Annotated in this window: 10 protein-coding genes; 9 read left to right on the top strand and 1 reads right to left on the bottom strand. The window is 70.0% G+C overall.

Annotated features, from left to right (window positions below):
* The first annotated feature begins 401 nt into the window (after nt 1–401).
* From ACFZDI_RS02875 to ACFZDI_RS02855, 5 genes are all read left to right on the top strand, one after another.
* Complete coding sequence (locus ACFZDI_RS02875; protein WP_234846166.1) at nt 402–2,042, top strand: ABC transporter substrate-binding protein; 1,641 nt, start codon at nt 402–404, stop codon at nt 2,040–2,042.
* A gap of 148 nt (nt 2,043–2,190) precedes the next feature.
* Complete coding sequence (locus ACFZDI_RS02870) at nt 2,191–3,117, top strand: ABC transporter permease (RefSeq protein ID WP_234846165.1); 927 nt, start codon at nt 2,191–2,193, stop codon at nt 3,115–3,117.
* Entirely contained in the window at nt 3,110–4,078 is a 969-nt protein-coding gene (locus tag ACFZDI_RS02865; protein ID WP_234846163.1) for an ABC transporter permease, read from the top strand. Before ACFZDI_RS02870 ends, ACFZDI_RS02865 begins: the two co-directional genes overlap by 8 nt.
* A gap of 11 nt (nt 4,079–4,089) precedes the next feature.
* Entirely contained in the window at nt 4,090–5,148 is a 1,059-nt protein-coding gene (locus ACFZDI_RS02860) for an oligopeptide/dipeptide ABC transporter ATP-binding protein (RefSeq protein WP_391247311.1), read from the top strand.
* Nucleotides 5,141–6,289 (top strand): dipeptide ABC transporter ATP-binding protein, encoded by a 1,149-nt coding sequence (locus ACFZDI_RS02855; protein ID WP_391247309.1) that lies wholly within the window; start codon nt 5,141–5,143, stop codon nt 6,287–6,289. The genes ACFZDI_RS02860 and ACFZDI_RS02855 overlap by 8 nt, the downstream gene beginning before the upstream one ends.
* A 209-nt stretch (nt 6,290–6,498) precedes the next feature.
* Here ACFZDI_RS02855 and ACFZDI_RS02850 read toward each other — a convergent pair whose 3' ends face one another.
* Entirely contained in the window at nt 6,499–8,625 is a 2,127-nt protein-coding gene (locus ACFZDI_RS02850; protein WP_391247307.1) for a prolyl oligopeptidase family serine peptidase, read from the bottom strand.
* 177 nt (nt 8,626–8,802) lie between these two features.
* Here ACFZDI_RS02850 and ACFZDI_RS02845 point away from each other — a divergent pair, with 177 nt between their 5' ends.
* The 4 genes from ACFZDI_RS02845 (at nt 8,803) to ACFZDI_RS02830 (ending at nt 12,976) form a co-directional block, all read left to right on the top strand.
* Nucleotides 8,803–8,997, top strand: a complete 195-nt coding sequence (locus ACFZDI_RS02845; protein ID WP_031103282.1) for a hypothetical protein — start codon at nt 8,803–8,805, stop codon at nt 8,995–8,997.
* 28 nt (nt 8,998–9,025) lie between these two features.
* Nucleotides 9,026–9,886, top strand: coding sequence for an N-acetyl-1-D-myo-inositol-2-amino-2-deoxy-alpha-D-glucopyranoside deacetylase (mshB, locus tag ACFZDI_RS02840; RefSeq protein ID WP_391247304.1), 861 nt, complete (start codon nt 9,026–9,028; stop codon nt 9,884–9,886).
* Nucleotides 9,883–10,293 (top strand): DUF6113 family protein, encoded by a 411-nt coding sequence (locus ACFZDI_RS02835; protein ID WP_234846156.1) that lies wholly within the window; start codon nt 9,883–9,885, stop codon nt 10,291–10,293. The genes mshB and ACFZDI_RS02835 overlap by 4 nt, the downstream gene beginning before the upstream one ends.
* 193 nt (nt 10,294–10,486) lie before the next feature.
* Nucleotides 10,487–12,976, top strand: a complete 2,490-nt coding sequence (locus ACFZDI_RS02830; RefSeq protein WP_234846155.1) for a hypothetical protein — start codon at nt 10,487–10,489, stop codon at nt 12,974–12,976.
* The last annotated feature ends 22 nt before the right edge of the window (nt 12,977–12,998 follow it).

Below are 12,998 nucleotides of genomic sequence, written 5' to 3'. Positions count from 1 at the left end.
AGCCACTTGAGCGCGCGACAGTCGCCGATGGAACCCTGCACGGATCCCACGGTATGCCGCAAGCGGTTTATCTCACTCTCGCGTCCGGAATGCGGACAGCCGACACCGATAGATGTGTAACAAGTCCGTTTCGCAGGGATCTTTCACCAAACCCTTTGTCCGGATTTTGGAAGATGTAGGCGAGAGCTGTGATCGAACCGAGACCTCGAGAGTGTGGTTCGGTCCTGGCGTTTGGCAGATAGTTAGGCGCGTAGAGCTCGGATGTACGGGTCAGTAGCCGGCAGCGGCGCGACTCACGAGCGCGGGGGCACTCGACGAATTCCGGCACCGGCGACGGGCGGGGGCCGTGATGTGTCGTGTGCTCCCTTCGCGGTGAACCAATGACTTCATAGGAGGAACCCATGCGCGGTGCCAGGAGCGCCAAGTGGGTCGCGGGGGCGATAGTCGTCGCTCTGGCCGCCACCGCCTGCGGCGGCGGCGACGACAGCGGCAGCGACGACATGAACAAGGGGAAGGCCGACCCGAACGGCATCGTCACTGCGCAGCTGAGCGAGCCTCAGAACCCGCTGCAGCCGGCCAACGCCAAGGAGAGCCAGGGCAGCCGCGTGCTGCGCACGATCTTCGCCGGCCTGGTCGACTACGAGCCCGGCACCGGCAAGCTCGAGTACGTCAACGCCGAGTCGGTCACGCCGAACGACGACTCGTCCGAGTGGACCGTCAAGCTCAAGCAGGGCTGGAAGTTCCACGACGGCACGCCGGTCACCGCGAAGTCCTACGTGGACTCCTGGAACTGGTCCGCCAACATCAAGAACAACCAGACCAACTCCAGCTGGTTCGCCGACATCGTCGGCTTCGAGGACGTGCACCCGGAGAAGGGTGACCCGAAGAGCGACAAGATGTCGGGTCTGAAGGTCGTCGACGACAACACCTTCACGATCAAGCTGACGCAGCCGGTCTCGTACTTCGCGTACAAGCTGGGCTACGACGTGTGGGCGCCGCTGCCCGAGGCCTTCTTCAAGGACCCGAAGGGCTTCGGCCAGAAGCCGGTCGGCAACGGCCCGTACAAGTTCGTGTCCTGGGAGCACAACAAGCTCATCAAGGTCCGCAAGTTCGCGGACTACAAGGGCCCGAACGCCGCCAAGAACGGCGGTATCGACTTCAAGAACTACACGACCGCCGACGCCGCGTACTCGGACCTGCGCTCGAACAACGTGGACTGGATCGAGCAGGTCCCGACCACCGCGCTGACGAACTACAAGTCGGACCTCGGTGACCGTGCCATCGACGAGCCGTACTCGGCCGTCCAGTCGATCGTCCCGGCGTTCTACACCAAGCAGTTCAAGGACATCGACCCCAAGGTCATCCAGGGTCTGTCCATGGCGATCGACCGCCAGACGATCACCAAGACCGTCCTCCAGGGCACGCGTACCCCGGCCGACTCCTACGTGGCCCCGGGCGTTCTCGGCTACAAGCAGGGCGCGCTCGGCGACATCGTCAAGTTCGACCCGGCCAAGGCCAAGAAGCTCATCCAGGAGGGTGGCGGCGTCCCGGGCAACAAGATTCAGATCCAGTACAACGCCGACCAGGACCACAAGCCCTGGGTCGACGCGGTCTGCAACTCGATCCGCAAGTCCACCGGTGTGGAGTGCACGGGCGACCCGAAGCCGACCTTCCAGGCCGACCTCGACGCCCGTGACAAGGAGCAGGTCAAGTCCATGTACCGCGGTGGCTGGGTGCTGGACTACCCGGTCAACTCGAACTTCATGCGCGACCTGTACGGCTCCACGGCGGCCGGCAACACCAGCGGCTACTCCAACAAGGAGTTCGACAAGCTGAGCTCCGAGGCGGACAAGGCCGGCTCGATCGACGAGACCGTGGCCAAGTACCAGGAGGCGGAGCAGCTCCTCGCCAAGGACATGCCGGCGATCCCGCTCTGGTTCTACAAGGTCAACAGCGGTCAGAGCACCAAGATCCTGGGCAAGATCAAGTACGGCCAGGACGGTGACCCGATCTTCGACCAGATCCAGGTCAAGCAGAAGTAAGTAGACGACCGCAGACCGGTGCCGCCTCTCCCGGAGAAAGGGGAGCGGCGGCACCGGTCCGTAGGCACAGGCCTCCACCTCACCCCTCAACCTGCGGTGCTGATGAGTGCGCAGGCCTCGCCGACCCCTCACGGCATGGAGGCGCAAGATGGGGCGCTACGCCGCCAGGCGACTGCTCCAGATGATCCCGATCTTCATCGGGACAACTCTGTTGATCTTCCTGATGGTCCACATCCTTCCGGGCGACCCGGTCCGGGCCATCTACGGGGACAAGGCTCCCGATCCCGCACAGATCGCGCAGATCAAGCGCGAGTACGGCTTCGACAAGCCCGTCCTCGAGCAGTACTTCCACTACATGCTGAATCTCCTCAAGGGAGACTTCGGCAGCAACCTCGCCGGACGCCCGGTCGCCGAGCTGATGGCCGAGGCCTTCCCGGTGACCCTGCGGCTGACGCTGCTGGCCATCACCATCGAGATCATCATCGGTGTCGGCCTGGGCGCGTGGGCCGGTCTGCGGGCCGGTAAGGCCGCCGACACCGGCGTACTGGTCTTCACCCTGACGGTGATCTCCATCCCGGTGTTCGTGCTGGGCTTCATCGCCCGGTTCATCTTCGCCGACGAACTCGGCTGGCTGCCGCCCAACGTGCAGGACTCCACGGACTACTCGCAGTTGTTCCTGCCCGCGTTCGTCCTGGCCATGCTCTCCATGGCGTACGTCGCGCGGCTGACCCGGACGACCTTCGCCGAGAACCTGCGGGCCGACTACATGCGCACCGCGCTGGCCAAGGGCCTGCCCCGGCGCCGCATCATCGGTGTCCACCTGCTGCGCAACTCGCTGATCCCCGTGGTCACCTTCGTCGGCACCGACGTCGGCGGCTTCATCGGCGGCGCTGTCATCACCGAGGGCATCTTCAACATCCAGGGTGTCGGCAACCTCCTCTACAGGGCGATCCAGACGAGCGAGGGCTCGACGGTCACGGGTGTGGTGACGGTCCTCGTCCTCGTCATCCTCCTGATCAACCTGCTCATCGACCTGCTGTACGCGGTCCTGGACCCGAGGATCCGGTATGCCTGACGTGACCAAGGCCCAGACCACCGACGCCGCGACCGTGGACGCCGTGGCCCCTCCGGCCGTCGACGCCCCCGGCAAGCAGAGCGCGCAGCAGAGCGAGAAGCCCCGCTCCCTGTGGGGCGACGCCTGGTACGACCTGCGGCACCGGCCCATGTTCTGGATCTCCTCGGTGCTGCTGGTCCTGCTGCTGGTGATCGCCGCGTTCCCCGGCTGGTTCACCAGCGTCGACCCGCGAGACGGCGACCTCGTCCACCACTACCTGGGCAAGCCGCAGCTGGGTCACTTCTTCCAGCCCGACTGGTTCGGCTACGACCAGCAGGGCCGCTCCATCTACTCGCGTGTCATTCACGGCACCCGTGCCTCGATCCTCGTCGGCGTCTGCGTCACCGCGGCCGTCACGCTGATCGGGGGTCTGCTCGGCATGCTGGCGGGCTACTTCGGCGGCTGGGTCGACTCGGTGATCTCCCGGGTCGTCGACATCTTCTTCGGTCTGCCGTTCCTGCTCGGCACCATGGTCGTCCTGAACGCCTTCACCGAGCGCAAGGTGTACGTCGTCATCCTGGCCCTGGCCTTCCTGGGCTGGACCTCGATCGCGCGGGTCATGCGCAGCTCCGTCATCACGGCGAAGCAGGCGGACTACGTGACGGCGGCCCGGGCGCTGGGCGCCGGCACCCCGCGGATCCTGTTCCGCCACGTGATGCCGAACGCCGTCGCGCCCACCATCGTCGTGGCCACCATCGCCCTCGGCGGTTACATCTCCGCGGAGGCGACGCTGTCGTTCCTGGGCCTCGGCCTGAGCGACCCGACGATCTCGTGGGGCATCGACATCTCCGAAGGCAGCAAGGTGATCCGGGACAACCCGCACACGCTGCTGTTCCCGGCGGGCATGCTCAGCCTCACCGTCTTCGCGTTCATCATGCTCGGCGACGCGGTGCGCGACGCCCTCGACCCGAAGCTGCGCTGAGGAGGGCGTACGTGACCACCATCGACAAGACCCGGAACGTCCCCGAGCCGCGCGGCGCGGCCGACGGCGACGTTCCCCTGCTCGAAGTGCGTGACCTGCACGTCGAGTTCCACACCCGTGACGGTGTGGCCAAGGCCGTCAACGGCGTCAACTACACCGTGAACTCCGGCGAGACGCTCGCCGTGCTCGGTGAGTCCGGCTCCGGCAAGTCCGTGACCGCGCAGGCGATCATGGGCATTCTCGACATGCCGCCCGGGCGCATCCCCCAGGGCCAGATCCTGTACCGCGGCGAGGACATGCTCACCATGTCCGGCGACGCCCGGCGCAAGATCCGCGGCCGGAAGATCGCCATGATCTTCCAGGACGCGCTGTCCGCGCTGAACCCGGTGCTGTCCGTCGGCTACCAGCTCGGCGAGATGTTCCGCGTCCACCAGGGCCTGAGCAAGAAGGACGCCCGGGCCAAGGCCATCGAGCTGATGGACCGTGTGAAGATCCCGGCCGCCAAGGAACGCGTCGGCGACTATCCGCACCAGTTCTCCGGCGGTATGCGCCAGCGCATCATGATCGCCATGGCGCTCGCCCTGGAACCGGACCTGATCATCGCCGACGAGCCGACCACGGCCCTCGACGTGACGGTCCAGGCCCAGGTGATGGACCTGCTCGCGGAGCTGCAGCGCGAGTACAACATGGGCCTGATCCTGATCACCCACGACCTCGGCGTGGTCGCCGACGTCGCGGACAAGATCGCGGTGATGTACGCGGGCCGGATCGTGGAGACCGCGCCCGTGCACGAGCTGTACAAGCGGCCCGCGCACCCCTACACCAAGGGCCTGCTGGAGTCGATCCCGCGCCTGGACCAGAAGGGCCAGGACCTCTACGCGATCAAGGGTCTGCCGCCCAACCTGCTGCGCATCCCGACCGGTTGCGCCTTCAACCCGCGGTGCCCGCAGGCGCAGGACATCTGCCGTACGGACGTCCCGCCGCTGCACCCGGTCACCGAGTGGGACGGCGGCGAGCTGCCCGGCCGCGGCAGCGCGTGCCACTTCTGGAAGGAGACGATCCATGGCTGAGCTGGACAAGTCGGACGAGTCCATGGACGCCACCCCCAACGTCACCGAGGTCGAGACGGTGGAGGCCGCCACCGACGCGGAGGCCGTGGCCGCCATCGAGGCGCCGGTCGAGCGCGGTGAGCCGATCCTTCAGGTGCGCAACCTGGTCAAGCACTTCCCGCTGACCCAGGGCATCCTGTTCAAGCGTCAGATCGGGGCGGTCAAGGCCGTGGACGGGGTCTCCTTCGACCTCTACCAGGGCGAGACGCTCGGCATCGTGGGCGAGTCCGGCTGCGGCAAGTCCACCGTCGCCAAGCTGCTGATGATGCTGGAGAAGGCGACCGCGGGCGAGATCTTCTACAAGGGCCAGGACATCACCAAGCTGTCCGGGCGCGCGCTGAAGGCGGTCCGCCGGAACATCCAGATGGTGTTCCAGGACCCGTACACCTCGCTCAACCCCCGTATGACGGTGGGCGACATCATCGGGGAGACCTTCGAGATCCACCCCGAGGTGGCGCCGAAGGGCGACCGCCGGCGCAAGGTCCAGGACCTTCTGGACGTGGTCGGCCTCAACCCGGAGTACATCAACCGCTACCCGCACCAGTTCTCGGGCGGTCAGCGCCAGCGCATCGGCATCGCCCGCGGCCTGGCCCTGAACCCCGAGATCATCATCTGCGACGAGCCGGTCTCCGCGCTGGACGTGTCCGTCCAGGCGCAGGTCATCAACCTGATGGAGAAGCTGCAGAACGAGTTCAACCTCTCGTATCTCTTCATCGCGCACGACCTGTCGATCGTCCGGCACATCTCGGACCGCGTGGGTGTGATGTACCTCGGCAAGATGGCCGAGATCGGCTCGGACACGGAGATCTACGACCACCCGACGCACCCCTACACCCAGGCGCTGCTGTCGGCCGTCCCGGTCCCCGACCCGGAGTCCCGCGAGGGCCGCGAGCGGATCATCCTCACCGGCGACGTCCCGTCCCCGGCCAACCCGCCCTCGGGCTGCCGCTTCCGCACCCGCTGCTGGAAGGCGCAGGACAAGTGCGCCCAGGAGGTTCCCCTCCTGGCCATCCCTGAGCGCTTCCAGGGCGTCGACACCCCGGCGGCCCACGAGTCCGCCTGCCACTTCGCGGAGGAGAAGGACGTGGTCCACGCGGCCTGACCCCACCGCTTGATTTCCCGGCATCCCCGAGGGGTGCCGGGAAATTCTGCTGTCCGCGCCGGCCGGCACCCCCGCCAACTGCGTTAACACGCAAGCAACTTCGACGACCCGGTTCCGATATACGGACGCGTCAGGGTGGTCGTCGTACGGCCGTGCGGGTGCCGTAAACGGGCCGGGGCGCGCCATGTGGCCCCGGCCCGTTGCCGTGTTCAGACGGCCGTGATGCCCAGGGAGCGCTTCAGGAAGTCGACCTGGAGGAGGAGCAGGTTCTCGGCGACCTGTTCCTGCGGGGTGATGTGGGTGACGCCGGACAGCGGCAGCACCTCGTGGGGGCGGCCGGCGGCCAGCAGGGCAGAGGACAGGCGCAGGGCGTGGGCGACCACGACGTTGTCGTCGGCGAGGCCGTGCACGATCATCAGCGGGCGGTGCGGCTCGGCGGGGGAGGACAGCCCGTCGGGAGTCACCAGGGAGCTCTTCGCGTAGGCCTCCGGGTGCTCCGCCGGGGTGCCCAGGTAGCGCTCCGTGTAGTGGGTGTCGTACAGGCTCCAGTCCGTCACCGGCGCGCCCGCGATGCCCGCGTGGAAGACGTCGGGGCGGCGCAGGACCGCCAGGCCCGCCAGCCAGCCGCCGTAGGACCAGCCGCGGATCGCCACCCTGGACAGGTCCAGGGGGTAGCGCTTCGCGAGGTCCTCCAGGGCCTCCACCTGGTCGTCCAGCGACAGCGTGAAGTCGTGGTGGACCGCCTTCTCCCAGGCCGGTGAGCGTCCCGGGGTGCCGCGGCCGTCCGCGACCACGACCGCGAAGCCCTGGTCCGCGAACCACTGCGACGTGAGGTGGGCGTTGTGCGCGGCGACCACCCGCTGGCCGTGCGGACCTCCGTACGGGTCCATGAGGACCGGCAGCGGAGTGTCGCCGTCGTAGTCCCGAGGCATAAGCACGGCGCACGGTACGCGGCGTGCGCCCCCCTCGGTGAGCGTCACGCGGGGGGACATACCAGGATCTTCGGCGTGCGAAGGGACAGTCCTGGTCGGTTTTCCGTCGCGCAGGACCTGCACCAGCGAACCTGGCCGGTTCAGTGCGGCCGAGACCAGAACCGTCACCTCCCCGGACCGCACCGCCGCGTGCACGCCCGGCTCCCGCGACACCCGCTCCACGCCCAGCTCGTTCACCCGGTACACGTGCACCTGGCCCGTCTCGGCCTCACCGGCGGCCTCCGCGCCCGCCGACGCCGAGATCAGCACGTCGTGCTCGGAGACGTCCAGCAGGGCCCGGACGTGCAGCTGCGCCCCCGTCAGCGGCCGGTCCCCGACCGCCAGCACCCGCGCCCCGCCCTCGTCGGCGATCCGCACCAGCTGACCCGAGGGACTCCAGCACGGCACCCCGGGGAAAAGATCCAGCCAAGTTCGATCTTCGTCGGCGTGCACCATCCGCGTCGCGCCCGAGTCGGGGTCCACCGCCAGGATCAGCTGGCTGCGCTGGTCGCGCGCCTGTACGAGCAGTAGTGGCGCGCCCGCCGCTGACCAGTGCACATGTGCCAGATAAGGGTAGCGCGCCCGGTCCCAGGCGACCTCCGTACGCAGCCCGTCCAGGCCGATCACGAACAGCCGCACCTCCGCGTTGGCGGTACCCGCCGCCGGGTACGGCACCCGCTGAGGCTCCCGTTCCGGATGCGCGGGGTCGGCGATCCACCAGCGCCGCACCGGCGTGTCGTCCACCCGCGCCACGAGCAGCCGGTCCGACTCCGGAGCCCACCAGAAGCCCCGCGAACGCCCCATCTCCTCGGCCGCGATGAACTCGGCCAGACCGAACGAGACATTCTCCGACTCCGGCTCGGCGAGCTCCCGGTCGCCCTCACCCTCCGCGCCCACCACCCGCAGGGCCCCCTGCGCGACATACGCGATCTGCCGCCCGTCGGGCGAGGGGCGCGGGTCGAGCACAGGCCCCGGCACGCGCAGTTCACGTGCCGTCCCCGCGCGCAGCTCCGCTGCGAAAAGCCGTCCCGACAAGGCGAAAGAGGCCAACTCGACGGCCGTGTCGGTGGCGTACCCGACGATGCCGGCCCCGCCCTCACGGCTGCGCTCACGCCGGGCCCGTTCCTCGGGTGAGAGGTCCTCCGAAGCGCCCCCCAGCAGGGCGCGCGGGTCGGCGGCCACGCGCTCCGCGCCCTCCTCCGTGTCGAGGACCCAGAGCGAATTCGCCCGGTCCGTACCGGAGCCGGAGCGCAGGAACACGACACGGGAACCGTCGGGCGCCACGGTGAACGAGCGCGGCGCGCCGAGCGTGAAGCGCTGGGTGCGGGCGTGCCGTCGGGGGAATGAGTGAGGCTCGGTCGTCATGCCTTGACCATATTGGCCATGCGCCCCCTTGTGCGGCCGTGCGCCGATCGATGCGCACGGAGGGATAGTTATGATCAATGACGCATAGTGGGTATGAACCTGCTGGCTGCTGTACGGATTTGATGCCCCCATAGTCCGACCCCCCGCGCCCTCGTGGATCTTTGGAGGTGAACCGCCGTGGCACTCTCGATTTCGGCGGTGGTGCTGCTGGCGATCATCGTCTTCCTGCTCGTCAAGAAGTCGGGACTGAAGGCGGGGCATGCGATCGTCTGCATGCTGCTCGGCTTCTACCTCGCCTCCTCGACCGTCGCTCCCACGATCAACGAGCTGACGACGAACATCGCGGGGATGATCGGCAGCATCAAGTTCTGACCCCGGCGGGACCTCGTAGGCTGGCCCCATGACGGAACTGCCCGACCGGCGTCTGCTGCTGGTGCACGCGCACCCGGACGACGAGTCGATCATCAACGGCGCGACCATGGCCAGGTACGCGGCCGAAGGTGCCCACGTCACGCTGGTCACCTGCACGCTGGGTGAGCGCGGCGAGGTCATCCCGCCCGAGCTGGCGCACCTGACGGGCGCCGCCCTGGGCCAGCACCGCCGCCGTGAGCTCACCGCCGCCCTGGCCGAGCTCGGCGTCCGGGACTTCCGCCTCCTCGGCGGCGCCGGACGCTACAGCGACTCCGGGATGATGGGCCTGCCCGACAACGACGACCCCGGATGCTTCTGGCAGGCCGACGTCGACGAGGCCGCCGCGCACCTCGTCGAGGTGATCCGCGAGGTGCGCCCCCAGGTCCTCGTCACCTACGACGAGAACGGCGGCTACGGCCACCCGGACCACATCCAGGCCCACCGCGTCGTCATGCGCGCCGTGCAGCTGTCCGCCGACGCCGGCGTGCCGGTCCCGAAGGTCTACTGGAACCGGGTCCCCCGACCGGTTCTGGAGGAGTCCTTCGCCCGGCTCCGGGAGGACTTGTCCGACACGTCCTTCACCAAGGTCGCCGACATCGACGACGTCCCGGGTGTCGTGCCCGAGGAGCGCGTCACCACCGTGATCGACGGCACCGCGCACGCCGCCGCGAAGGCCGCCGCGATGCGCGCGCACGCCACCCAGATCACCGTGGACGGGCCCTACTTCGTGCTCTCCAACGAACTCGCCCAGCCGATCCTCACCACCGAGTACTACGAGCTGGTGCGCGGCGAGGCGGGCTCCGGCGAGCGGGAGACGGACCTGTTCGCCGGCGTCGGGGGAACCTCATGAACGACCGGACGCCGATGATGGCCCAGCCGATGCGGCCCCCCACGGCCGGGCGGGTCGGCGCCTGCCTCGGGTTCTTCGTGCTCGGCGCGGTGGCCGCTGTCGCCGGGGCCCTGGTGCAGCCCGGGTGGTTCCCGGGCGGGCTGCTGCTCGCCCTGGCCGGAGAGGCCGGGGCCGTCCTGGGCGGCTCACTCGTGCTCCGCGGCCGGGCCGGGGGCGTCGCGGCCGCCGCCGGCTGGATGCTCGCCATCGTCCTGCTGACCGCCAGCCGTCCCGAGGGCGACTTCCTCTTCGCCGCGGGGAGCGGCTCCTATCTCTTCCTGCTCGGGGGCATCGCCGTTGCTGTGATCTGCGCCACCCTCGCCCCGGGGCGGCAACCGGACGGAGCCCCCGCCCGACTTGCCAAGTGACGTACCACTTCGCCAGGACGTGGCCGTGGGGGTCCGGTGTGGGTTTCCAAGGCGGTCACGGGATACGGGCGAGAAGTGGCCAGTATGGTGGTGCGCGCCGCCGAGCCTCCCCCAAGCGCTCGACTCGCTCGTGCAGGGGGGACCCCCATCGTGAGGTCGTGACGGGCGGCGGAGCCAACCGGGAGAACCTGCCTTGAGTCGTGAAACTGACACTCCGTCCTCCGGGCCCAACGGGCGCGGCGGAGCCGCCTACCCGTCGGGTACGCCGCCGTACGGGACCCCGGCGGTCTCCGACGCCGGTGCGGACGCGGGCCGTTCCGCCACACGGCCGGAGGAACGCAAGACCGAGACCACGCTGACGACCCGGATCCGGATCAACATCCCCGGGTCGCGGCCCATTCCGCCCGTGGTGGTGCGCAAGCCCGTCGCGGAGACGGAGAACACGGCCGACACCGACACGCGCGGTGAGACGTCGACGGCCCCGGGCACCACCCCGTCCCCGGCACCGGCCGAGCCTCCCGCCGAACCCGCGCAGCAGGGCGACGACAAGCCGGCCAGCGACTGGTTCGCGCCCCGCAAGTCGGGCGGCGGCAAGGGCGGTCCGGGCAGCGGCTCCACCAACGGTGCCGGAATGCCGGGCGGTTCGCGTCCCGGAGCGGGTGCTCCCGGTGCGGCGGCGCCGGGTTCCGGCTCCGGTGCCGGTGCGTCCGGTGGGACGCGGCCGGGCGCCGGCCGGCCCGGCGGCGTGGTCGGCTCCATGGGCGCGCCGGGCGGTTCCCGGTCCGGCGGCACCAACGGTGCCGGGCTTCCGGGCGGCGCCACCGGCGGCCCCGTCGCGCCCGGGCACGGCGGCGGCACCGGCTCCTTCGACGTCACCGAGGCCCTGGCGGCGGGCCCGCTGGGCAACGCCTCACGCCCCGCCCCGGGCGGCACCGAACCGCGCCGCGACGACCTGCCGTACTTCTCAGACAACGGCCGCGACGGCCAGAACGGGCAGAACGGGCAGGCAGGTCAGAACAGCCAGAGCGGCTACGGCGGTCAGGCCGGCGGCCCGGGCCCGTCCGACGGCTTCGGCGCGAACGGCACGTCCGGTGGCCCCGGGTCCCGGCGCCCGGCAGGCCCGACCGGCGGACCGGTCACCGGCGAGGGCCCGATGGTGCCGCCGGCCGGCGGCCCGGGCGGTTTCGCCGAGCAGGGCGGCCCCGGGGCGCGGGACTCCTTCAGCACGCCCGGCGGCCCGGGCGGACCCGGTGCCTTCAACACCCCCGGTGCCCCCGGTGCTCCCGGCGGCTTCGGCGAGCAGGGCAGGCCCGGCGCTCCCGAGGCCTTCGACGAGCCCGGCCGCACCGGCACCCCGGGCGGTCCCGGAGCCCCCGGCGCCTTCAACACCCCCGGCAGGGCGGGAGGCCCCGGCGGTCCCGGAGCCATAGGCGGCGGCCCGGGCGCTCCGGCCGCTCCCGGCGCCGCGGCTGCCGGCCCCGCCGGTGGCATGAGCGACGACACCGCCGTCCTCACCCCGCAGAAGCCGGCCCCCGAACCGCCGGACGGCCAGGGCTACGGACCCCGGCACGACAACGTCTCCGGGCACACCGTCACCAGCGGCATGCCCGTCGTGACGCCCGGCACGGCCTCGCCGTTCGGCCCGGGCGCACCCGCCGACGGCCCGGTGCCGCACGCCGCCCCGAAGCTGCCCGAGCCGGTCTCCCCGCCCCCGGCGAGCTCCTCCAAGGCACCGAAGAAGAAGGGCCGCAACAAGCTCGTGCTGCTCGCGGTCGGCGCGGTCGTGGCCGCCGGCGCCGTCTACGGCGCCGGTCTGCTGATGAACCGCACCGACGTGCCCAAGGGCACCACCGTGCTCGGCGTCGACATCGGCGGCACGACCCGTGACGGCGCCGTCAGGAAGCTCGACGAGGCCTTCGACGACCGCGTCGGCACGCCGCTGAAGCTGTCCGTGGGCGGCAAGACCGTCGCCCTCGACCCGGACAAGGCGGGCCTGCAGTTCGACATGGACGCCACGGCCGACGCGGCGGCGAAGAGCGACTACAACCCGGTCTCCGTGATCGGCTCGCTGTTCGGCAACCACCGCGTCGTCACGCCGGTCATGCCCGTCGACGAGGAGAAGCTGCACGCCTCCCTGGAGGAGGCGTCGGGCGCCTCCGGCGCGTCGACCGACGGCACGATCGAGTTCAAGGGCGGCAAGGCCGTCCCCGTGTACGGCAAGACCGGCAAGGGCGTCGACCTCGCCAAGTCGACGACGGTCGTGGAGGAGGCGTACCGCACCCAGGTGGAGACCGGCGCCTCCGGCGTGGTGAACCTGCCGACCACGACCCGGCAGCCGACCGTCTCGAACGCCGAGGTCGACCGGGTGCTGAAGGACTTCGCACAGCCCGCGATGTCCGCCAAGGCCATCGTGCAGACCGACCCGGCGCACAGCATCCCGTTCGGCGCGCTGTCGCTGCCGAAGATCCTCAGCTTCAAGGCCGTCGACGGCAAGCTCGTGGACACGTACAACCTCAAGGCGCTTCAGGAGGCGTACGGCACGACCTTCGACGGCGTGCAGATCGAGGGCGCGAGCGGCAAGCGCGACGTCACGCCACAGGACGTCGTGACGGCCCTGCGCAAGGCCCTGCGGGGCAAGACGCCCGCGGAGCGCGTCGGAGTCATCGACACCAAGCCGAACTGACCTCCGGCCGACCGTCGCAGGA

Source organism: Streptomyces sp. NPDC007907, assembly GCF_042959365.1.
GTDB lineage: Bacteria > Actinomycetota > Actinomycetes > Streptomycetales > Streptomycetaceae > Streptomyces > Streptomyces indiaensis.
The sequence above is the reverse complement of the archived record's forward strand: the minus strand, read 5'-3'. Positions and strand labels throughout refer to the sequence as shown.

Coding starts and splice junctions, on each gene's coding strand:
- ACFZDI_RS02875 (WP_234846166.1), top strand. CDS start 402: ATGCGCGGTGCCAGGAGCGCCAAGTGGGTCGCGGGGGCGATAGTCGTC.
- ACFZDI_RS02870 (WP_234846165.1), top strand. CDS start 2,191: ATGGGGCGCTACGCCGCCAGGCGACTGCTCCAGATGATCCCGATCTTC.
- ACFZDI_RS02865 (WP_234846163.1), top strand. CDS start 3,110: ATGCCTGACGTGACCAAGGCCCAGACCACCGACGCCGCGACCGTGGAC.
- ACFZDI_RS02855 (WP_391247309.1), top strand. CDS start 5,141: ATGGCTGAGCTGGACAAGTCGGACGAGTCCATGGACGCCACCCCCAAC.
- ACFZDI_RS02850 (WP_391247307.1), bottom strand. CDS start 8,625: ATGACGACCGAGCCTCACTCATTCCCCCGACGGCACGCCCGCACCCAG.
- mshB (WP_391247304.1), top strand. CDS start 9,026: ATGACGGAACTGCCCGACCGGCGTCTGCTGCTGGTGCACGCGCACCCG.
- ACFZDI_RS02835 (WP_234846156.1), top strand. CDS start 9,883: ATGAACGACCGGACGCCGATGATGGCCCAGCCGATGCGGCCCCCCACG.